Below are 23,132 nucleotides of genomic sequence, written 5' to 3' on the forward strand. Positions count from 1 at the left end.
TCATCCACAGCACTATATTCATTCATATCTATAGTCAATATAGCGTGGTTGGTAGCATTGCCATAGCTACTAGACCTGCCTAAAGCCATCGCCACTCCTGAGCTGTTGGTAGACGCTCCCAGTGTCAATCTACCATTGTCCGCATTGGAGCTGTAACTCCAGCCCTCCAAATCAACTAACGCTGCTTGCTCACCGGTATAAACCGTATCTGATACATTGTTAAAATCAACAAGGTAGGGTAAACCATCAGTGTAGCTAGATACTTTTCGCGTGGTACTACGCAACGTATCATTAACATAATTCAAATCTGTATCTAGCGTACTGAACCCTGTCAGTTCATAATTACCCACTGCCGAGAAATCCAACCCTGAGACAAACGTATAGGTCAAAGTATCCCCTGTAGCCAAAGAAGCCGTAGCGGTTTCGCTTACCTCTTGGCGACCACTAGGGCCATCGATCCAAACCGTCAACGGCACACTGGTCTCCGTACTTACTCCTTGATTCACATACTGTACAGTAATTTGTTCTGTCGCTCCGAGTAACGGTGATGATGCGGGAATTTCCAAATCGACTGCCGCTAGGTCGTGTGCAGGACGTTCGTATACATGAACATTATCCAACAAAAAGGCGTCTGATACATAATCTTCCTTTTCTCCAAAACGCAACTGAAAAGTCGCTGAAAAATCCTGATCATTGGCGGCAAGTGTATCACTAACCGCTAAAGAGTTAACAACTATCCATTCATAACTATTACCAACATTGGCATACCAGTCATAAAGAATTATCCAATCATCCGACTCACTGCCTCTCACATAAACTTTATTCTCAGCATAAGAGTAAGCACTATTATGAGAAAAATCAAAGTCAAGTAAAAGATCATCCGAGGCAACAGATTTGTCACTCAAGTCCAAAGTAAGTACCGCTAAATTGACCGTAAACTCATAAATAGACTCTTCTCGAGCAAGCTTCATTGCCCGAGTTTCATTACCTGAATATGTCCCAATAGATAGATTCCCGTTATCAGTGTCTGGTACAAAACTCCAACCCGAGAGACCTTCAAGCTCACCCTGAGAACCAACATACACCGTATCAGTTATTGATTCAAAGTCTTCAAAATAAGGCAATCCAGCACTGTAAACCGATTGCTTAGTAGTTCTTGCACGAAGCGTATCATTAGACTCCACCAAATCACCAGACAATTCACTAAATACTGTCAGATCATAATTACCTACTTCAGAAAAATCCATCTCCGCCGTGAAAGTATAAGTCAAAGTATCTCCTGTAGCCAAAGAGGTCGTAGCAGTTTCGCTTACCTCTTGTCGGCCGCTAGGACCATCGATCCAAACCGTTAACGGGACGCTAGTCTCTATTGATGAACCCAAATTTAGATACTGAACTGTAGTTTGTCCTGCTCCTCCAAGTAGCACTGATGATGCTGGCACTTCCAAAGCTACTGCCGCTAGTTCGTGGGCTGGACGTTCGTAAACATGAACATTGTCCAACAAAAAGGCATCTGATGCATAATCTTCCTTTTCTCCAAAACGCAACTGAAAGGTTGATGAAAAATCCTGCTCATTGACAGCTAGGGTATCGCTAATCGCTAAAGAATTAACAACTATCCATTCATAATTATTACCAGCATTGGCATACCAATCATACAGCACTATCCAGTCATCTGACTCACTGCCTCTCACATAAACTTTATTCTCTTCATAAAAAAAATAGGCACTGTACTGAGAAAAATCAAAGTCAAGTATTAGATCATCAGTTGCAACAGCCTTGTCACTCAAATCCAAAGTCAGGATGGCATTATTAGTGTTCAACTTATAAATAGACTCTTCACGAGCAAGCTTCATCGCACGAGTTTCGTTACCTGAATACGTACCCATAGATAAGTTCCCATTCTCAGTGTCTGGCAAAAAACTCCAACCAGCAAGACCTACAAGCCCTCCCTGAGAACCAACATACACCGTATCTGTTGTGGCTTCAAAATCTTCGAAATAAGGTAAACCCGCACTGTAAACTGATTGCTTAGCCGTATTAGCACGTAACGTATCATTAGACTGTCTCTCATCTCCAGTCAATGTACTAAATACCGTCACTTCATAATTACCCACAGCAGATAAATCCAAACCCGTTGCGAACGAATAGGTAGAATTGTCACCACTCACCAAAGAGGTAGTTGCTGTTTCACTAAATTCCTGTCTACCATTGGGGCCATCTACCCATACTGTGAATGGAATACTAGTTTCAGTACTCGACCCTATATTTTCAAACTGAACAGTCAAACTTTCTTCTGTTCCCAATGTCGCAGAGGCTTCTGGGACGATTAGACCTGACACCTTAATGTCATGCTCAGGTGCCATATACACACTCACATCATCCAAGTAAAAAAACCGTGAATTATAAGTTTCTCGTTCACCAAAACGAACCTGAAAGGTCGATGAGAAACTTTGACTATTGGCTACCAAAGCACTTGACAAAGCAAGTGTGTTTACATGTATCCATTCATTGTTCTCTCCTTTATTTTCAACCCAATTGTACACCTCAATCCAGTCATCAGTATCTGAACCTCGCACATATACCCTGTCGTGTGCGTAATCAACAGAATACAGATAAGAAAAGTTGAAGTCAAGTAATACAGCATCAGTAGACTCATCATAGCCACTCATATCCAAAGTCAATGTAGCATAATTAGATGTCGTTGTAGAAGATGAACGTCCCAGTGCCAATGCTTGGGTAGTATTACCAATATATTTTCCTATTGACAGAATACCATTCTCAGTAGTCTGTTCATAGCTCCACTCTTCCATTTCCGGAATAGCACTCTGATTGGCCGAATAGGTCGCATCAGCTACTTCTTCAAAACTCTGCTCATACGGCAAAGTCACCTGACCATATATAGATGGTGAAATGAAAAACAAAAACAAGACTCCAAAGAATTTTCTTCTTAAATAAGCCCCTGAATCAGGATTGATAAAAATTTTACTCAGTAACATAAGTTCAATTTTGATTTGGTAAAATACGATCAGTAATAAAGATTTTATAGGCACGGGCGATTACAGACATGAAACTGTTGACGTCCAATGGATTTAATTCCCTCGAAATATTTTTTGATTGAAAAAGGAAATGCTCAGAACGATTGTTCTGTTTGAACACTAGGTAATACCACGCAAGAGCCCGTCGAAAAGCAGAAAGACTTGAGCCCAAACCCAGTTGGGGAAGTATAAGAAACATCGAAAAAAGGTTGGTCATAGCTAGTTTAATACATCGTTTGTATTCTAATTGAAAGTACAAGTGAATACACGACAATCATAAAACACTAACAACAAAATACAATTGTTTCGCTAAATAATACCTTTTAACTCGAAAAAACTATAACTCTACCATAATAAATCACGGACAACTAACTGAAGGAAAAGTAGGAAGAGGTGTTGTAATAATTACAATCTACTACGATCCCCTACAAACTCATCCGTTCTTTGAACTTGGAGGCTTGTCTGCGGCTCACTTCCACTTTATCTCCTCCGCGCAGTTCTACCATCAGCCCGCCATTGAACCAAGGTTCGATTTTTTCTACCCAACTGAGGTTGATGATGTGCTTTCGGCTCGCTCGAAAAAAGGACTTGTCATCTAACTTTTCATCCAGTGCATTGAGTGACTTGTGTATCATAGGGCGCACCTTATCAAAGAACACTTTGATATAGTTGCCATCCGATTCGAACATCCGAACTTTCTCTAGTTTGACAAACCAGCATTTCTCTCCGTCCTTGACAAACACCTGATCACCATAACTGAGCTTTTGTTTGGCTCCACTGGCTACCAACACCTCTTTTCTCTTTTGATCCATCAACTTTTGAATAACCCGAGAGAGCCTGTCCGGCTCGATGGGTTTGAGTAAATAATCAAAAGCGTTGACCTCAAAAGCTTTGATAGCATATTGATCATATGCAGTAGTAAAAACCACCAACGGAGACTTATCCAGCTCTGACAGTAGATCAAACCCAGATTTTTCGGGCATCTGTATGTCTAGGAATATCAAATCAGGGTTGAGCTGATCGATCAGCTCCAGTGCTTCGTCTGCATTGGCAGCTTCGCCGACGATCTCTATCTCGCTGTGTACCTTGAGGAGTGACTGTAATTCTTTGCGCGCCAATCGCTCGTCATCTATCAGGATTGCTTTCATGGTCAGTATTCTTTGGGTAATGTTATTTTGGTCAAAACGGTCGTATCATCTTCATTGTCAATCGTCAGGTTCGCACGGTCTCCGTAGATTAAATATAGTCTATCCTTCGTGTTTTGCAAGCCCCGTCCATGACCATCCTCATGAACCTCCTCTATTTTGTACTTACCACTATTGCGAATCTGAATGACAAGATTCTCCCCTTTAACCTGAGATAGGAGACTCACAGTACCTCCATTTTTTAATTTGGATATCCCATGCTTGACACCATTCTCGACCAAGGTCTGTATCATCATAGGCGGTATCTGACACAGCAGAGTTTCATCCGCTACCTCCAGCGTCACTTCTAGCCTCTCCTCGAACCGAATGGACTCTAACCCCAAATAAGCCCTGACTGTCTCCATTTCTTCTTCTAGACGTACGAGCTTCTTTTTTTCAGAGTTCAAAGTGTTGCGAAAAATACTGGATAGCTGGGTAATCGCTTGTTTCGATTTGATAGGGTTTTCATCCACAAGTGCCTTGATGCTATTGAGGGCATTGAAAATAAAGTGAGGGTTCAACTGCGAACGAAGGTGCTGTAGCTCTGCCTCACGGATAGCCGCTTCATACTGCAGTGACTTGTTGTACTGCTCGAAAAAATGGTAGGTAAAATAGATTAGAGACCAGAGACAGTACATCATCGCTGGACCCAGCACACCAAAAATCATATTGACAGTCCGGAGCTCTATCGACCAAACCACCGTACCCATCATCAACCAAGTTACCGTCAGCAACAGCAAGTAATTGATCATGCCCAGTACAAGGGTACTTCCCAGAATAGTCGGCAGGAGTTTCACGATGGGGTAACCGACCCAGCCCTGTCGCTTGATTACCCACCGTAGGGTGTGAGAGGACAGGATATAGAACAAGATTTGCCAAATGGCGATAACGAGTTCCTTATTACTAAAAGCACCGCTCTGTATGAAATATATCCCAAAATTGAGCAATCCATAAAGTGACCATCCCAGCCACTGACACCATATATATACGGCACGTTTCGTCATGATACCAAGGTAATAGAATTAAGCATAGGGACATATCACCCTATTCTCTTTTTGATGAATGGTCGAAGGGGGTGATTTACTAAAATTAATGGATGTGAATTTTCGATTCGAAAATGTGCTCTATAAAAATATGAATACGAAATGTGTCCTCAGCACCTAATTTTTGTCCTGCTTGAGATGAAAAATACAAACCCACTGCAAGCAAAGAAAGAGCAACTAAAGCCCACAGTGCCCATGGACTAGTCCCAAAGGTCAACTGTACAAAACCATAGATCAGTGCAAACAACCCCAATATTCCAACCGCCGCATACATAAAAGCAAACACAGTCCACACCGTTGGTTTTGGTCCATAGTATCCACGAACGACAGTCTGCCCTTCCTCCTCCTCTAGGCTCAGGTCGAGCTGTGGAGACCAAAAATGCTGTTCCTGGTTCGGTATCTTAATATGTATCATGTTGTGAGCAAAAGTCACACTACATGGACACATACCAGACTCTTTCTCCGACTGCAGTCGCTCTCTAATCTCCTCTCTGGATTTGGAACCTCGGACGTATACGAACGCTGGTCATAAACTAATCGAACTAGAGTCTCATAGCGTTGCGTGGCGATTTGAATCCATATCGATCCCCTACCCAAGTATAAACCCAACCAAATGTGGCACAAGAAATATGAATAAACGAAATATGTGAATTGTTACCCAAAACAGACATGTTGAAGATTTCAAACACAAAAACCATGGACCACAGAAACCACTTTTTACTACTATAGTAGGACAATGCCCCTATGATGGCAAAAACACCCACTGATCCTCCCATCCAAGCTCTGGTAAATCCTTTGGTGATAAACACTACATCGGGGAAGTAAACCAATAGCGTATTAAACAACGACCCTGTGAACAAGCCTATGAAAACATAAGAAGCAAAATATATCTTGATAGTGCTCCATGTCCCATGCTGCTCTTCGTAAGACTGTACTGGAAAAAAGAATCCGAAAATCGTCACAAATAGAATATGTACAAAATCATTATGAAACCATGGCGTGGTAAAACAAGTCAGCATGAAGTGCCAAAAATCGGATTTGAACTGCCCCATCCACATGGTCATCTCACACATGAACTGTATCTCCCATGGCCCGTCACAGTTGCGACGTGCCGCAAAACCAAATATGCCCAACAGAACCCAAACGATAATCAAGTAGCCAATGCTAAACTTTCGAGACCACAACCACTCCTTAAAAGAAGTCATGTTTTCTCCGTACCTATTCTTCCAAGGCCATTGGTAGGGCACCCAATTTTTGTTGTACTTCTCTTCCCTAGTATCTATATTCTCCACGAGTTCAGTGTATTATGAGCTGCAAATCAAGCCAAATTGTTAAGACTGCTCTAGCTCGATCGCCAAAAATTTGGACGTGTAACAATTATTTAATGTAACGACTTCTTCTGGAGTCCCTTCGGCCACTATGGTCCCTCCGCCTACGCCTCCTTCGGGTCCCAAGTCGACGATATGATCGGCTACTTTAATCACATCTAGGTTGTGTTCAATGATCATGACCGTGTTTCCTTTCTCTACCAAGATATTGAGTACATCTAGCAGCAGTTTGATATCCTGAAAATGCAAACCTGTCGTAGGCTCATCCAACACGTAGAATGTCTGACCTGTATCACGCTTGGACAGTTCTGTTGCGAGTTTAACACGCTGCGCTTCACCGCCAGATAGCGTCGTAGCATGCTGCCCTAATGTCAAATACCCCAGTCCTACATCGCTGAGTGTTTTAATTTTTCTAACGATTTTGGGCTGATGATCAAAAAACTCAACAGCTTGCTCCACGGTCATATCCAGTACATCTGCGATGGATTTGCCTTTGAATCGCACTTCTAGCGTTTCTCGATTGTAGCGTTTTCCTTTACAGGTTTCACATGGCACATGCACGTCAGGCAAGAAGTCCATTTCGACCAGTTTCATTCCAGCTCCTTCGCAGTTTTCACATCGTCCTCCTTTGACATTAAACGAAAAACGCCCTGGCTTATAGCCTCTAATTTTCGCCTCTGGCAGTTGTGTGTACAGCGTTCGGATATCCGAAAAAACACCTGTATAAGTCGCTGGATTAGATCGTGGCGTTCGCCCAATCGGCGACTGATCTACTTCGATAATTTTGTCGACGTGTTCTATCCCTTCGATAGATTCATAGGGTAGCGGTTCCTTTTTGGATCGGTAAAATTTACGATTCAGGATCGGCACAAAAGTCTCATGTATCAGAGACGACTTGCCACTTCCTGACACACCCGTCACGGCGATCATCTTGCCTAGCGGAAGCGTCAGCGTCACATTCTTAAGGTTATGCCCCGTAGCTCCACTCAGTACGATGGCTTTCTCATTTCCTGCACGACGCTCCTTTGGCACTTCTATTTTGATATCTCCTTTTAGATAGCCTGCTGTCGTGGTAGGAAACTTGACAAATTCCTCTGGATTACCCTGCGCTACGATTTGCCCACCATGTCTACCAGCTCCAGGGCCAATATCTATAATATAGTCCGCATCAAGCATCATATCCTTGTCATGCTCCACGACTATCACCGTATTGCCCAAGTCTCGCAGGTCTTTAAGTGCTTTGATCAGTTTGACATTGTCACGCTGATGAAGACCGATACTCGGTTCGTCGAGGATGTACAGTACGCCAACAAGCTGCGTACCGATCTGAGTTGCCAGTCTGATACGCTGTGCCTCTCCTCCTGAAAGTGTCCTTAATGGGCGATTGAGTTCAAGATAACTCAACCCCACATCCAGCAAGAACCCAAGACGCTTTCTAATCTCCTTGAGAATCTCTGCCGCGATGATATTTTGACGCTCGTTCAGTCGAGACTCCAACCCCTCGAACCACCGGCCTAACTCTTCGATATTGAGTGAAGCAAGCTCAGAAATATTCTTTTCGTCTATCTTAAAGTGGAGTGATTCTTTTTTTAATCGCGCACCTTCACAACTTGGACAAGTCGTACTGGAAGTAAAGTCTTTGATCCATTTCTGGATTTTTTCCGTCCCGCTCTCCTTTTGCTTCTCTAGAAAATTAACAATCCCTTCGAACGCTGTGTTCCAGTCTGTGCCGGGGTATTTTTTTGAGCTCACCGCGACAGGCTCATCTGATCCATACAATAGGATATCCAGCACTTCACGCTTGATGCTTTTGATAGGAGTGGTCAGCTTATAGTTATGCTGCTTGAGGATAGCGTCTACCTTCTTGAAAATCCAAATATCTCGGTAGTCTCCCAGCGGAGCAAACCCTCCCTGACTGATACTCAAGGAGGCGTCAGGAATAATGTTGATTTCCTCAATCGTCTCGATTAGTCCCAATCCATTACACTCGTGACATGCACCGTAGGGAGAATTAAAGGAGAACATATTAGGTGCTGGATCGTCATACGCCAGACCAGATTTAGCATCCATCAGATGCTTCGAAAAATGATGATCTTTTCCATTCTGATCGATCACCATCGCGATTCCTTTACCCTGCTGTAGTGCCGCTTTGATCGATCCATTGATCCGTACTTGATCCTTTTCTCCGACCAGTAGTCTATCAACGACGATCTCTATATCGTGCGTTTTGTAACGATCTACCTGCATCTTGGGTACTAAGTCTTCGATTTCACCATCGATACGAACTTTGGTAAATCCCATCTTTGCGACCTGCACAAATAGCTCACGGTAGTGCCCTTTTCGGCCTTTGACTACAGGAGCGAGGATAGAAATCTTTTGACCATCAAAATGTGACATGACGTGATGGAGAATCTGCTCTTCGGTCTGCTTCTCCATCTTTTCTCCTGTCACATAGGAGTAGGCGATCCCTGCTCTCGCAAAGAGTAAGCGCATAAAATCATAGACCTCTGTCACCGTCCCTACAGTAGAACGTGGATTCTTTGAGGTCGTCTTTTGCTCAATCGAGATGACTGGTGATAGCCCGTTGATCTTGTCGACATCAGGCCGTTCCATATCTCCGAGAAAGCTCCTGGCGTATGCCGAAAAACTCTCCATATAACGACGTTGTCCCTCGGCATAGATCGTATCAAAGGCCAATGAAGACTTCCCACTACCACTGATCCCTGTGATCACGACAAGCTGATCCCGCTTGAACCGTACATCTATATTTTTGAGGTTGTGCTCTCTGGCACCATAGACCTCCAGGTACTCGGTGTGCTCCTGCTCCAATACTGTCTCCTCGTTCTTTATGCCTTCTTTTACCTGCATATATCTATTATATGGTTACCTCTACGGTATATTTTTGTCCCGACCTGACGGTTAGTTTATAATCCCTAATCCAAGGGTTAAGTTGCTTCAACTGATAGAAAGTCATACCATGTTTTTGGGCAAACTCATTCCAATCCGAGATGGATTGTGTCACGATGATTTGCTTCGTCTCAGGCAACTGATATAGGTCTTTTTCATCCACCTGAAAACTAAAGGCTGTAGGATCCTCTAACAAATTTTTGAGAGCGATGATTCTAAACACATAACGTGAAGGCTCCTCACTCATGATCATGTCATAGTAGGTCTCTGCATTTTGTTTTCGAATCACTTCGGATGCTGCTCGCATCCCCATGTTGTAGGAAGCCGCTACGAATGTCCAGTTACCGAATTTTTGGTGTGCCTTTTTGAGGTATTTGCTCGCAGCTACCGTCGAGAGGACTGGGTCATAACGTTCATCTACTTCACTATTTACCGTCAACCCAAAATCCTTGGCTGTCCCTTTGAGAAACTGCCAAAACCCTACGGCATTGGATGGTGAAATCACATTTTGTAATCCGCTCTCTGCTACTGCTAGATATTTGAAATCCGTGGGCACTTCATTGGCCTGAAGTATCGAGTCTATCGTCGGTAGCCATTTGTTGGCCCGTTTAATGATCAGGATGGCGTTGGAGTGCCAAAAAGCATTGACCTGTACCTCTCGGTCTAGCCGTTCTTTCACATCAGCACGATGCAACGGCACCAGTTCCCCTGCAAAGGAGAATTCCTCAGGCAAGGCATAGCCAGCAATTGTCCCGTTGTTGATCTGCGTCTCTAGCTCCGTGGGAACTCCTGACTCTACTCGTTCTGGCTCTGTGTCAGCAGTTACTTCTTTTTGTCCTTCTCCACTGGGATTGACCCAATAAATAATCACGCCTCCTAGTACCAGCCCTATCAATAAATATCTCAGTTCTTTTGGCATAAATTAAAACAAGAAATTCGGTGAGAGATTGTATTTGTTATAGAACTCATCGATCACATCCACTGCCTCGGTAGCATTGTCCACGATATGAAACAATTCCAAATCCTTGGCACTGATGTTACCAAATTTATCCAACAACACGGTATGAATCCAATCCATCAGACCCGACCAAAATTCTGATCCAACTAATACGATAGGGAACTTCCCGATTTTCTCGGTTTGGATCAAGGTAAGAGCCTCGAACAGCTCATCCAATGTTCCGAACCCTCCTGGCATAACGATGAAGCCCTGCGAATAGCGGACAAACATGACCTTGCGCACAAAGAAATAATCAAAGTTGATAAACTTATCCTTGTCGATATAGATATTGCCATTTTGCTCGAAGGGCAGATCGATATTGAGCCCAACAGATTTACCCGACTCACTATGCGCCCCCTTGTTACCTGCCTCCATGATACCTGGGCCACCACCGGTGATCACACCATAGCCATGTCGCACCAATTTAGCACCAATCTCTTCTGCCATCTTATAGTAGACATTGTCTGCGGGTGTCCGCGCTGACCCGAAAATCGAGACACAGGGACCTATTCTGGCGAGTTTTTCAAAGCCTTCGACCATTTCGGACATGACCTTGAAGATAACCCACGAATCTATACTCTTGATTTCGTGCCAATCTTTCTTTTTAAAAGCGCGTCTAATTCTTTTTTCAGTCTCTTTACTGATGGGCTTTTCTGACATTGGATTATGGGTTTAGTATTTAGCTTTTGCTGGTAAACAAGCCGCAAATTTATACATTCTAGCGCTCAAGCCTTATCCTATTGAGAGAATATCCTCTACCGCCTGATCGGCCTGCTGATATTTAAAGCTGAATCCGCTATCCAAGACTTTTTGATTTGATACATGGTGACCTTCGAGCACGATGATGGACATCTCGCCGAGTATCCATTTCAGGACAAATGCAGGTACGTTCGGCAACCAAAGTGGTCGCCTCATCGCCTTAGCAATAACTTCTGTAAGGTGAGCATTGGTGATGGGGTTAGGGCCGACGGCATTGTATGCACCACTTGTTTTCGGATCTAACATAAAATGCTCCATCATGTGTACCAGATCATCGACATGTATCCAGTTGCATATCTGTCTACCAGAGCCTAAAGGAGCCCCGACCAACATGCGCACAGGTTGCGCCATTTTTTGCAAAGCACCACCTCTATCTGAGAGCACCATGCCTATGCGTGGCTTGACAAGGCGCATACCAAGATCTGCGATTTTATCCGCTTCCTTTTCCCAGTCCAAAGTCACCTCTGCTAGAAAATCTGTCCCAGTAGTATCCTCCTCTGTAGACCAATGATCAAAATCCCGGTATCCATAATATCCGATGGCAGATGCGCAAATAAACGCTTTTGGTTTTTGGGTTAAATCAGCCATTTTTTGATGAAGCAAACGTGTAGACTGAATACGACTGTCGTAAATAACTTTTTTGCGATTCGCAGACCATTTTTTGTCAGCCACACCTGCGCCAGCAAGATGAAAAACTACCTCTACATCATCAAATGCTCCAGTCTCGATATATCCCTTTTTGATGTCCCATTCGAACACCTCGGCTGACAAATGCTGAAACCGAGTTCTACTCAACAGTCTGACAGTATGCCCTTTAGAGGCGAGCAATGCCGTTAGATGAGATGCGACTAGACCAGTACCTCCAGTAATTAGAATTGTCATGGGTTTTAGATTTAAACATTTAAGTTAATATAAATTGTTTAACGAGATGCATTATTAAAGTTATTCACTATTTTAACAATTGATCTAAATCAAATTATGAGTGCATGAATATAACTCTGGAGTCTTATCAACAGCTAATCATCCTTGGTCTAGGGTTTGCAGTCATCTGTATCGCTGCATCTCGTATTGCTCCTGTTTTTCAAAAAGTAAACCTACCCATCATCACCGGTTTTTTAGCAACGGGTGTATTGGCTGGGCCGTATCTCCTAGGCCTAATTCCTAAAGAGTCTACCCAGCAGCTCAACTTCATCAACGAAATAGCCTTAGCCTTCATTGCCTTTGCTGCAGGGTCCGAATTATACCTTCGTGAATTGCATGCACGCATTCGAAGCATCAAATGGAACACAATCAGCCAGTTGGTTTTTACCTTCGGTTTTGGTGCCCTTTCTGCCTTTTTCTTGTCTGATCTATTGCCGTTCACCCAAGGGGTGGACTTCAGTACGAAGCTGAGTATCTCACTCCTCATCGGTGCTATATTCGTGGCACGGTCACCTACGAGTGCCATTGCCATCATCAGTGAGCTGCGTGCCAAAGGGCCTTTGACTCAGACCGTCCTAGGTGTCATCGTATTGACTGACTTCTTCGTCATTATTCTCTTTGCTGTATGTATGTCATTTGCTGTTAGCCTCACCAGTGGCAGCAGCTTCAATTACATCAGTATTTTGATCTTAATAGTTGAAATTGCCGTGTCGTTGGGTATTGGTTTCCTACTAGGCAAGGTCCTCAACTTTGTCATCTCTTTTCGCATTCGACGTTATGCCAAATCCGTTCTAATTATTGGGCTAGGCTACATGGTTTACTTGCTCAAGTTCTATATTCAAGACTTGACGGATGGTTTCATGGAGCATCCGTTCACTATCGAACCACTGATCATATGTATCATCGCTAGTTTCTACGTGGCTAACTACACGAAAAACAGACCAGAATTTCTTTCCATCTTAGACAAAACATTTCCGCTGATTTATGCAGCCTTCTTTACGCTCACGGGAGCATCCTTATCTCTGTATGCACTACTAGATGCCTCGTTGGTTGCACTTTTATTTTTTGTAGTGCGATTGTTTGCGATCATAGCGGGCAACTACTTCGGGGGAGCAATGGCAGAAGACCCTTGGCCACAGATTCACCTAAGTTGGATGCCCTATGTGACCCAAGCAGGAGTTGCCCTAGGGCTGACCGCTGTAGTATCCAATGAATTCCCCACCTTCGGGCCAGACTTTGCCGCCTTCATCATTGCCATCGTGGTGATCAATGAAATCGTAGGACCACCCCTATTCAAATACGCCATCACCAAAGCAGGTGAAAATAGGAACAAAGGCTCTTTCAAATTTGACGGTGTGCGAGATGCTATCATTTTTGGATACGAATCCCAAAGTGTCTCTTTGGCGCAGCAGCTCATGAAGAGTGGCTGGAAAGTACAGATCGCTACCCGAAAAAAACCAGAAGAAATCGAGGTGCCAGATGACATCATATTGAAGCATATTGAGTGCGTAGATTTATCCACTCTCAAGGCCATGCATGCCGACAAGTCTGAAGCCATCGTCTGTCTCATGTCTGATCGCCGAAACCTAGAAGCGTGTGAACTCGCATACAAACATTTTGGTACGCCGGACATGATCGTACGACTAGGCGACCGTTCCTACTATGACAAATTCCTAGCGCTAGGGGCGAGAGTAGTAGATCCGTCGACTGCTATCGTCAGTCTACTCGACCATTATGTACGCTCACCTCAAGCTACCTCTCTACTGCTAGGTATGCAGCCAGGGCAAGACACCCGAGACATGGAGCTACAAGACCCAAGCCTACATGGGCTAACACTACGTGATCTGAGGTTGCCATCCGATGTATTGATCCTGTCCATTCATCGAGCGGGGCAGATGATTATCTCTCATGGATTTACAAGACTGAGAGTGGGAGATGTAGTGACTTTCGTCGGTTCTACTGAAAGCCTAGATGCGATGCAGCTAAAGTTTGATCATTATTGATTGACTAAGCTTACTCCTCGTACGCCCAGTCAATCCCTGATTTCATATCCTTGAGCACAATGCCTTGACTTTTCAAGCTGCTTCGCAGGACATCTACTTTATCGTAGTTCTTGGCTTCTTTGGCTGCAGCGTATTCTTTGATCACAATATCCATCAAGCCATCTATGTCCAAATTTGATTCCTCTTTCAATCCTAATATCTCTAAAACGAAAGTCTCATAGGTGGACTTCATTCGATCAAAAGCTTCTTGACCGATCTGAGAGATCGTTAGGTTCTGCGTGTGCAGATTATTGATTTTTTTCAGCAGATTGAACAAGTGTCCCAACGTGAGTGCCGTGTTAAAATCATCGTTCATGGCACGATAGCAGTTGTCGCAGATCTGATTGATTTGAGCAGTAGCCTTTTCGTTTGGCGTAGCATCCTCTCCTTCATTTACGTGAAGATTGCGAAGTGTCTTGAGACCATTCATAAGTTTTCGATAGCCTTTTTGTGCAGCCAGCAAGGCATCATTAGAGAAGTCCAGTGTACTCGCATAGTGCGACTGTAACATGAAAAACCTCACTGTCATCGGGCTATAAGGTCGCTCCAACAATTCGTGATCTCCGCTAAACAACTCATGCGGCAAAAAAGAATTGTTGAGAGACTTGCTCATCTTCTGACCATTCACGGTGAGCATATTGGTGTGTAGCCAATATTTCACAGGGTCGTGTCCATGTGCTCCGACAGATTGCGCCAACTCGCACTCATGATGAGGAAATTTTAGATCCATACCTCCTCCGTGAATATCAAATGTTTTGCCAAGGTACTTGGTCCCCATCACGGTACATTCTAGGTGCCAGCCAGGAAAACCATCACTCCAGGGAGACTTCCATCGCATGATGTGATCCGTACCTACTGCGGACTTCCAAAGCGCAAAATCTACAGATTCACGTTTTTCATCCTGTCCATCCAATGCACGTGTGTTAGACAGTAGGTCTTCTATCTTTCGACCAGATAGTTTGCCGTAGTTGTGGTCTTTTTGATAAGCCTTGACATCAAAGTATACCGAACCATTCACCTCATAGGCCAATCCCTTTTCGATCAACAATTCAATCAACTCGATCTGCTCTAGAATATGTCCCGTTGCACTCGGTTCTATGCTCGGAGGGAGGGCATTGAACTGATCCATCACTCTGTGAAAATCCTGCGTATATCGCTGAACTACTTCCATCGGCTCTATATTTTCGAGCTTTGCCTTCTTGGCTATTTTATCTTCACCCGCATCTGCATCATTGACCAAGTGTCCTACATCGGTGATATTCCTGACATATCTCACTTTGTAGCCTAGGTGTAGCAGGTAGCGATAGATAATATCGAAACTGACAAACGTACGAACATTGCCCAAGTGCACGTCACTGTATACCGTAGGGCCACAGACATACATCCCAACGAATGGCGCATGTATTGGCTCGAATAGTTCTTTTTTACCTGAAAGTGAGTTGTTGATTCTTAAGTCCTTGAGCATCGAAAAGCTTTTACAAAATGAATGTGCAAAATTGCTTATACGAGTCCAATGAAAAAAGTTATGCTCCTAAAATTATCTCTAATGACTTTCATGATGAGTATCTCCCTTAAGATTGACACCCTCAGTCCACTCATTTTTCGTGTACAAATGTTGTCACTGGACGCAATCAGGCATGAACAAACACCTCGTTAGTCAATCGGTTCGATTATATTTACCCTCTTTAAATCCCTAGTTTTATACTTGATGAAAAAAATAATTGCCGCAATGATTCTGACAGGAATGTGCTTGACTGCCTCAGCACAGACCGATGGCAACTATGAATACACCAAAGAATTTATCTGGGGGATCAACAAAAACACCAACGGCGGGCTTATTGGAGGCTTTATGTTTAGGTGGTCTAGCGCACGGGGAGAAAAGAAATTTCGAAACATCGGGTTCGAGTTCATGAATGTGAAACACCCCAAGGAATCACGCATCACCAATGGTCAGAGCCAATTCATCTATGGCAAATCAAATTACCTCTATAGCATTCGCGCGCAGTACGGATTTGATCATTTGCTTTTCAAAAAAGCACCCAACAAAGGAGTTCAAATCAACTTCAACTATTCCATCGGCCCGACGATAGGCGTGATTGCTCCCTACTATGTAGAGGACTGGGACGGAAATAGTGGACAGTTCAACTTTGACGACTATGGCCAGTGGGCACAAATAGCACGTACGGGTTATCTATTCGAGGGATTGGGTCAATCCAAATTGACCGTCGGGATCAACGCCCGAGCGGGATTACTATTCGAGATGGGAACCTTCAAAAGCAACGTCACCGGTTTTGAGATTGGTACATTGGTAGAGGCTTTCCCTAAAGTCATCGAACTCATGCCTCATGAAGACAACCGAGCTGTATTCTTCTCTGGATACATCACCATTTTCTACGGAACAAGAAGGTAAAGTCCAATAGAGACACCTAGGACTATGAAAGTAAAGGCAGAGTGTGTTTCTTTGCACAAACGAATTAGATCATGATCGAACTACCGGTAATAGAAGCTGAAAAGGCAAAAAAAAGACAGAAACCGAACTGGCTCAGAGTAAAACTCCCAGTAGGTCAAGCCTATGCCAATGTGAGAAAAATCGTCGATGAAAACAAACTTCACACGATATGCGAAAGTGGCAACTGCCCAAACATGGGCGAATGCTGGGGAGAAGGTACTGCCACATTCATGATCCTAGGCAATGTCTGTACCCGCAGCTGTACCTTCTGTGCAGTCGCCACGGGTAGACCGCCAGAGTACGACGAAAAAGAACCGATCCGTGTAGCGGAAGCCATCAAAACCATGGGCGTAAAACATGCCGTGCTTACCTCAGTCAACCGTGACGAACTCAAAGACCGTGGCGCAGAGATCTGGTACCAGACTGTGGTAGAGACCAAGCGTCTTGCGCCAGAAACAACGATAGAAACGCTGATCCCAGACACCAAAGGCAACTGGGATGCCCTCTACCGCATGATCGATGGCGGGCAAGAGGTCGTCTCACACAACATGGAAACTGTCGAAAGACTCTACCGCCGTGTCAGACCTCAGGCCAAGTACCAGCGGAGTTTGGATCAGATCAAACTGACCAACGAATACGGCAAACGGACCAAGTCAGGCATCATGCTCGGTCTAGGAGAGACCGAAGATGAAATCTACAAAGCCATGGACGATCTCGTCGCACACGGGCTGCATATCCTGACACTCGGTCAGTACCTACAGCCTACCAAGATGCACATCGAAGTGGCAGAGTTCATCCACCCAGATCAGTTTGACAAGTACAGAGAAGAAGGGTTGAAACGTGGATTGAAATATGTCGAGTCAGGGCCATTGGTCAGATCATCGTACCACGCTGAACGTCACGTCAACGTGCCGATATAACAGCAACAAACATTACATTCGATGAGGGTGAGACTATTGTAGAAAGTAATCTCACCCTCATTTTTTTGTCTCTAGAAGAACATCACTCCTATGCATCCAAACGATACGCCCCTCGTCAGCATCATCATGGCGGTCAAAGACACCGCTCCCTACCTCCACGCCTGCATCGACTCGATCATCGCCCAGACCTACCCCCACTGGGAACTCATAGCCGTCAACGACCACAGCACCGACGACACACCCGCGATACTACAAGCCTACGCAGCACAAGACAGCCGCATCCGTGTATTCGATAGCGACAGACCCAAGCTGATCCCCACCCTCCAAGTCGCATACGCTCAGGCCAAAGGCTCGCTGATCAACCGCATGGACTCGGACGACAAGATGCCCGACTACAAACTAGACGTACTCGTCCAAGAATGGAACAAATACGGCAAGGGGCACGTCATCGGCGGGGGCACGGAGCACTTCGTAGACGAGGGAGAAGTCGGAGATGGTTTTCGTCGCTACGAACGCTGGCTCAACGATATCGCCCGTCGCTCTGCGCACTACGAAGAGATCTACAAAGAATGTGTGATCCCCTCCCACTCCTGGATCATCCACCGAGACGACTTTGATCACGTAGGAGCATTTGACCCTATCGTCTACCCAGAGGACTATGACCTGTGCTTTCGCTTCTACCGTGCCAAACTCAAAGTCATCGGGATCGATGTGGTACTCCACCACTGGCGAGACCGCTCCAACCGCATCTCACGGACATGGGACGAGTACAAAGACAACCGCTACTTCGACCTCAAGACCCGCTACTTCTACGAACTAGACAGAGACCCGTCACGTCCACTCGTGCTCTGGGGTGCAGGACGCAACGGCAAGGACATGGCCAAGATATTGATCCAACATCAGGACACTTTTCACTGGGTGTGTGACAATGAACGCAAGATCGGCAAGGACGTCTACGAGGTGCGCATGGAGCACTACGACGTGATCCCCTCCCTCGACAATCCCCAAATTATGATCGTCGTGTCTTCGCCTGACGGCAAAAAAGAAATCAAGGAGATATTGAACGCTTGGGGCAAAAAACCAGTGAAGGATTATTGGTTTTTTGCTTGACCAGTCTCGTCACTTAGACAAAGCATAGTTGCTCTATCAGCAAGCCTCGGACGAGAATTTCAGCTCAGCAAAAACCCTCTTTACAAGACCTGAAGGCAGTTTTTATACCCCCTTTTTCAAACACGTGTGTTTGCTCGATCAAACACACGTGTTCCAAGCTCCAAACACACGTGATTGGAAGGTCGAACACACGTGATTGGAAGACCGAACACACGTGTTTGTTTTGAGGGCTATTTGATGTCGCTTTATGAGGTGCTTTGAGATCGTAAATCTAGAGAGGAAAATCACTTCCCGCTAAACTTTCGAGTGGCCTTAATAAACTGAAACAAGGAATAACCCACAGATGCTCTTCCAAGGAAATCAAACACATAATACCAAAAAACACTTTTCATCTTTGAATACTCGACACCCAGCAAGTTGTACTTGTGAGTAGGATTAAGGAACTGAAAGTAAGCGTCAATATACCTATCATCATTGAGGATGAATTGACTAGGACTGCCAAACATTTGAATACTCTCACCTGCGTAATAACTTGCCGCAGCAAAGCACACAATCGAGGTAACTGCAAGCATGAATAAACTTAGAAAGACACTAGTGCCATAAATACCAAAAAGCCACGAAAAGCCTAATACCAAAACATCTTGAATTCTTTTAATTAACACTATTGGCGACTTGGTTTTCAACAAGTACCAGAAGTGAGCATTGTTTGATAACTTTCGCCAATTCAACGCATCTATATACTGGCCGTTTCTTTGAGAAACAGTCTCCATTTGACTGTATGTATCCTGAAGTTGTTTGTTTCTCTCTTTCCCCGTTTTATTGGAAGAAAAGGATTTGGGAAATGCGTTCCCTGTATAAAACATTCCTGTCAAATTGGAATTATCCACAGTCACTTGGTAATGGCTAAAGTCACACGCATTGAGAGAGATTTTGCCTAAGTCCGAATTTGTGATCTTGAAATTTGCTTTGTCAGTAAATCCTCTGTTTGATATATCGAATAGTTCAACCCTTCCTAGGTTTGTTACACCTCCAATTTCGATGCTCTCGATGTTACTTTCTTGAATACGCAAAGAGTGTGAAGAGCCAATATTATATTGGGAAAGCTGAAGTTTATCCAGATTTACCGAATCAATAATGAGTTTTGGATAAGAATGTTTTACTTCTATTAATTCCCCCTTGATGATTTTTCCTAGTGGTATAGACGCGATATAAATGGACTCACTAACTTCTCCTCCCTGCAATAAAATATTGTTGAACTGAGTGGCAGAAATTGAAATTAAATCAAACGAGCCCTTGATCAATTCCAAGGTAATGAAATCAGCTTGAATAGATACATTATTAAAGTCACCTCCTAAAAATACAATTCTCTCTAACTTCAATCTTAAACCAAGACAAAGTGATTTACACGTTCCTTTACAAAAGGATAACTTACCAATTTCAGCATTCGAATCCTTTAGGGCAGGAAAGCAATCAATTGATACTTCATCAAGGCAGAGCTGAGAAATTTTACAATTATCAAAGCCTTCTATCGTATCGATGTGTCCTATCTTTTTTAGGGTTAGATGATTAGTTATTTTACTACCTCCATGCACTTTGATTGTTTTAATTCTTTTGAAATCAACGATAAGGAAGTGCTTAATAGAACAAGAGTTCACATCTATATTAAAAGGACTATCAGTTTCAGCAACATTACCCTTGATCATTCCAGAGATCGATAGATGATCAACTTCTGTGTTTTGAAAGATTAGAGTCGGTTTTACACCACTAAGCTTGATCTCTTTAAACTTCCCTCCTCTAAAAGCCACCTTAACATGACTCTCTATAGTAAGAGAAGAGCCCATGAAATCTCCACCATTAAACTCGATCTCTTGAATACGACTATTGGCATTGCAAACCAATTCAGCCTTAAAAACAACTCCCTCGTTGAAAACCACTTTTATAATTTTAGAATCAAGTGCCCCAAGGTTAGGCGAATCTGCTGCTACACATACCTCACCGCCTATTTCTAGAACACGAATTTGGGTTGTGTCGGATTTACGCTCTAACTTTTCACCGTCTTTATTGAGATAGTTAATGAAGGGATAGGCCGTATCGAAAGCATATCTATTCAAGTCTTTAAATTGTTCTTTGCCTATTGTTTCCATTCTTGTAAAAATAAGTGGATTCAAAATCAAGTTGGTACAGGAAACAACCTACTGAGACCTGCTTGTTTTTCCCAAACTAGTCTATCTCTACTAAACTTCCTAAGCCCACTCCGTAATCCGATACGCCGCAAGCGTTACCCGCGTCATTTCGACAGAGCATGATTGTCCCATGGGCAAGCACGCGACGAGAAATCCGGCTCGGATAGTACTGCCCTTTCCAATCCACTCTGCCAACAGAGCATGAGACTCCTCGTCGTAGCGCAGGAGTGACGGTGGTATTTTCGGACTGTGATGAAAAGATTATTCTAACGCATCGAACAAATCCTTCCACTCAGGGTTCATTTCGTTGACTAAAGCATCCTTCTTTTCTCTGCGGTATTTCTTGACTTGTTTTTCGCGAGCGATGGCCTCCTCTATGCTATGAAAGCCCTCGAAATAGACCAATTTAAAGGCATTGTACCGAGCGGTGAAGCTCTTGGGATAAAGCTTGCCTCTGTGCTCCTGTACCCTAGCAATCAAATTTGATGTCACACCTATGTACAGTACAGTGTGGCGCGAATTGGTCATAAAATAAACTGCCCCTCCATGAATCATCCATGAAAGATATCGAGAATGGCAAATCGAACAAAGTGCCCTCGTCATTTCGACAGAGCATGATTGCCCATGGCAAGCGTGCGACGAGAAATCCCGCTCGGCTAGCACTGCCCTTTCCAATCCACTCTGCCATCAGAACACGAGACTCCTCGTCGTAACGCAGGACTCACGTCCCGTCTACTCTGTCGGAGTGACGGTGGTATTTTCGGGCTGTGATGAAAAGATTATTCTAACGCATCGAACAAATCCTTCCACTCAGGGTTCATTTCGTTGACTAAAGCTTCCTTCTTTTCTCTGCGGTATTTCTTGACTTGTTTTTCACGAGCGATGGCCTCCTCTATGCTATGAAAGCCCTCGAAATAGACCAATTTAAAGACATTGTACCGAGCGGTGAAGCTCTTGGGATAAAGCTTGCCTCTGTGCTCCTGTACCCGAGCAATCAGATTTGATGTCACACCTATGTACAGTACAGTGTGGCGCGAATTGGTCATAAAATAAACTGCCCCTCCATGAATCATGCATGAAAGATATCGAGAATGGCAAATCGAACAAAGTACCCTCGTCATTTCGACAGAGCATGATTGCCCCATGGCAAGCACGCGACGAGAAATCCCGCTCGGCTAGCACTGCCCTTTCCAATCCACTCTGCCATCAGAACACGAGACTCCTCGTCGTAACGCAGGACTCACGTCCCGTCTACTCTGTCGGAGTGACGGTGGTATTTTCGGACTGTGATGAAAAGATTATTCTAACGCATCAAACAAATCCTTCCACTCAGGGTTCATTTCGTTGACTAAAGCATCCTTCTTTTCTCTGCGGTATTTCTTGATTTGTTTTTCACGAGCGATGGCTTCCTCTATGCTATGAAAGCCCTCGAAATAGACCAATTTAAAAGCATTGTACCGAGCAGTGAAGCTCTTGGGATAAAGCTTGCCTCTGTGCTCCTGTACCCGAGCAATCAGATTTGATGTCACACCTATGTACAGTACAGTGTGGCGCGAATTGGTCATAAAATAAACTGCCCCTCCATGAATCATCCATGAAAGATATTGAGAATGGCAGATCGAACAAAGTACCCGCGTCATTTCGACAGAGCATGATTGCCCCATGGGCAAGCACGCGACGAGAAATCCCGCTCGGGTAGCACTGCACTTTCCAATCCACTCTGCCACCAGAACATGAGACTCCTCGTCGTAGCGCAGGACTCACGTCCTCTCTACTCTGTCGGAGTGACGGTGGTATTTTCGGGCTGTGATGAAAAGATTATTCTAAAGCATCGAACAAATCCTTCCACTCAGGGTTCATTTCGTTGACTAAAGCTTCCTTCTTTTCTCTGCGGTATTTCTTGATTTGTTTTTCGCGAGCGATGGCCTCCTCTATGCTATGAAAGCCCTCGAAATAGACCAATTTAAAAGCATTGTACCGAGCAGTAAAGCTCTTGGGATAAAGCTTGCCTCTGTGCTCCTGTACCCGAGCAATCAGATTTGATGTCACACCTATGTACAGTACAGTGTGGCGCGAATTGGTCGTAAAATAAACTGCCCCTCCATGAATCATCCATGAAAGATATCGAGAATGGCAAATCGAACAAAGTACCCGCGTCATTTCGACAGAGTATGATTGCCCCATGGGCAAGCACGCGACGAGAAATCCCGCTCGGCTAGCACTGCACTTTCCAATCCACTCTGCCAACAGA

Annotated in this window: 19 protein-coding genes; 4 read left to right on the forward strand and 15 right to left on the reverse strand. The window is 44.2% G+C overall.

The genetic code is table 11. The features are described from left to right. The 9 genes from BGP76_RS12740 to BGP76_RS12780 all read right to left on the reverse strand — a co-directional run. Positions 1-2,999, reverse strand: a 2,999-nt coding sequence (locus tag BGP76_RS12740) for a hypothetical protein (protein WP_147407467.1), incomplete at its 3' end; no start/stop codon positions are given. Between the two features lie 464 nt (positions 3,000-3,463). Continuing rightward, positions 3,464-4,186, reverse strand: a complete 723-nt coding sequence (locus tag BGP76_RS12745; protein ID WP_073124053.1) for a LytTR family DNA-binding domain-containing protein — start codon at positions 4,184-4,186, stop codon at positions 3,464-3,466. 2 nt (positions 4,187-4,188) lie between these two features. Beyond that, positions 4,189-5,226 carry a sensor histidine kinase gene (locus tag BGP76_RS12750; protein WP_119844997.1) on the reverse strand — a complete coding sequence of 346 codons (1,038 nt, stop codon included), beginning with the start codon at positions 5,224-5,226 and terminating at the stop codon, positions 4,189-4,191. A gap of 85 nt (positions 5,227-5,311) precedes the next feature. After that, a complete protein-coding gene (locus BGP76_RS12755; protein ID WP_119844998.1) occupies positions 5,312-5,680 on the reverse strand; it encodes a hypothetical protein in 369 nt (122 codons plus the stop codon). A gap of 127 nt (positions 5,681-5,807) precedes the next feature. Beyond that, complete coding sequence (locus tag BGP76_RS12760; RefSeq protein WP_073124047.1) at positions 5,808-6,557, reverse strand: rhomboid family intramembrane serine protease; 750 nt, start codon at positions 6,555-6,557, stop codon at positions 5,808-5,810. Positions 6,558-6,596: 39 nt separating this feature from the next. Continuing rightward, on the reverse strand, positions 6,597-9,461 hold the full coding sequence (gene uvrA, locus BGP76_RS12765; RefSeq protein ID WP_073124045.1) for an excinuclease ABC subunit UvrA: 2,865 nt from the start codon (positions 9,459-9,461) through the stop codon (positions 6,597-6,599). Between the two features lie 7 nt (positions 9,462-9,468). Beyond that, positions 9,469-10,419 (reverse strand): lytic transglycosylase domain-containing protein, encoded by a 951-nt coding sequence (locus BGP76_RS12770; RefSeq protein WP_119844999.1) that lies wholly within the window; start codon positions 10,417-10,419, stop codon positions 9,469-9,471. Between the two features lie 3 nt (positions 10,420-10,422). Continuing rightward, positions 10,423-11,157 carry a TIGR00730 family Rossman fold protein gene (locus BGP76_RS12775; RefSeq protein WP_119845000.1) on the reverse strand — a complete coding sequence of 245 codons (735 nt, stop codon included), beginning with the start codon at positions 11,155-11,157 and terminating at the stop codon, positions 10,423-10,425. A 72-nt stretch (positions 11,158-11,229) separates the two neighbouring features. Beyond that, positions 11,230-12,138, reverse strand: a complete 909-nt coding sequence (locus tag BGP76_RS12780; protein ID WP_073124040.1) for a TIGR01777 family oxidoreductase — start codon at positions 12,136-12,138, stop codon at positions 11,230-11,232. A 104-nt stretch (positions 12,139-12,242) separates the two neighbouring features. Between BGP76_RS12780 and BGP76_RS12785 the strand changes: the two genes are divergently transcribed. After that, complete coding sequence (locus BGP76_RS12785) at positions 12,243-14,180, forward strand: monovalent cation:proton antiporter family protein (RefSeq protein WP_119845001.1); 1,938 nt, start codon at positions 12,243-12,245, stop codon at positions 14,178-14,180. A 10-nt stretch (positions 14,181-14,190) separates the two neighbouring features. Here the strand turns inward: BGP76_RS12785 and cysS are convergent, their stop codons facing one another. Beyond that, positions 14,191-15,684: a cysteine--tRNA ligase gene (cysS, locus tag BGP76_RS12790; RefSeq protein ID WP_119845002.1), complete on the reverse strand. Its 1,494-nt coding sequence runs from the start codon at positions 15,682-15,684 to the stop codon at positions 14,191-14,193. A gap of 243 nt (positions 15,685-15,927) precedes the next feature. Between cysS and BGP76_RS12795 the strand changes: the two genes are divergently transcribed. The 3 genes from BGP76_RS12795 to BGP76_RS12805 all read left to right on the forward strand — a co-directional run bounded on the left by BGP76_RS12795 (position 15,928) and on the right by BGP76_RS12805 (position 18,698). Beyond that, complete coding sequence (locus BGP76_RS12795) at positions 15,928-16,629, forward strand: hypothetical protein (RefSeq protein ID WP_073124034.1); 702 nt, start codon at positions 15,928-15,930, stop codon at positions 16,627-16,629. A gap of 71 nt (positions 16,630-16,700) precedes the next feature. Further along, entirely contained in the window at positions 16,701-17,588 is an 888-nt protein-coding gene (lipA, locus tag BGP76_RS12800) for a lipoyl synthase (protein WP_073124032.1), read from the forward strand. A 90-nt stretch (positions 17,589-17,678) separates the two neighbouring features. After that, positions 17,679-18,698, forward strand: coding sequence for a glycosyltransferase (locus BGP76_RS12805; RefSeq protein ID WP_119845003.1), 1,020 nt, complete (start codon positions 17,679-17,681; stop codon positions 18,696-18,698). A gap of 284 nt (positions 18,699-18,982) precedes the next feature. Here the strand turns inward: BGP76_RS12805 and BGP76_RS12810 are convergent, their stop codons facing one another. The 5 genes from BGP76_RS12810 to BGP76_RS12830 all read right to left on the reverse strand — a co-directional run bounded on the left by BGP76_RS12810 (position 18,983) and on the right by BGP76_RS12830 (position 22,993). Then, on the reverse strand, positions 18,983-20,842 hold the full coding sequence (locus BGP76_RS12810) for a hypothetical protein (protein ID WP_119845004.1): 1,860 nt from the start codon (positions 20,840-20,842) through the stop codon (positions 18,983-18,985). Between the two features lie 300 nt (positions 20,843-21,142). Continuing rightward, positions 21,143-21,436, reverse strand: a complete 294-nt coding sequence (locus BGP76_RS12815) for a GIY-YIG nuclease family protein (RefSeq protein ID WP_119845005.1) — start codon at positions 21,434-21,436, stop codon at positions 21,143-21,145. Positions 21,437-21,660: 224 nt separating this feature from the next. Further along, the gene (locus tag BGP76_RS12820; RefSeq protein WP_119845006.1) at positions 21,661-21,954 is read right to left on the reverse strand and encodes a GIY-YIG nuclease family protein; all 294 of its coding nucleotides are present in this window, start codon (positions 21,952-21,954) and stop codon (positions 21,661-21,663) included. Positions 21,955-22,179: 225 nt separating this feature from the next. After that, the gene (locus tag BGP76_RS12825; protein WP_119845007.1) at positions 22,180-22,473 is read right to left on the reverse strand and encodes a GIY-YIG nuclease family protein; all 294 of its coding nucleotides are present in this window, start codon (positions 22,471-22,473) and stop codon (positions 22,180-22,182) included. A gap of 226 nt (positions 22,474-22,699) precedes the next feature. Beyond that, positions 22,700-22,993 (reverse strand): GIY-YIG nuclease family protein, encoded by a 294-nt coding sequence (locus tag BGP76_RS12830; protein WP_119845008.1) that lies wholly within the window; start codon positions 22,991-22,993, stop codon positions 22,700-22,702. Between the last annotated feature and the right edge of the window lie 139 nt (positions 22,994-23,132).

Source organism: Reichenbachiella sp. MSK19-1 (assembly GCF_003590315.1).
GTDB classification, from domain to species: Bacteria; Bacteroidota; Bacteroidia; order Cytophagales; family Cyclobacteriaceae; genus Reichenbachiella; species Reichenbachiella agariperforans.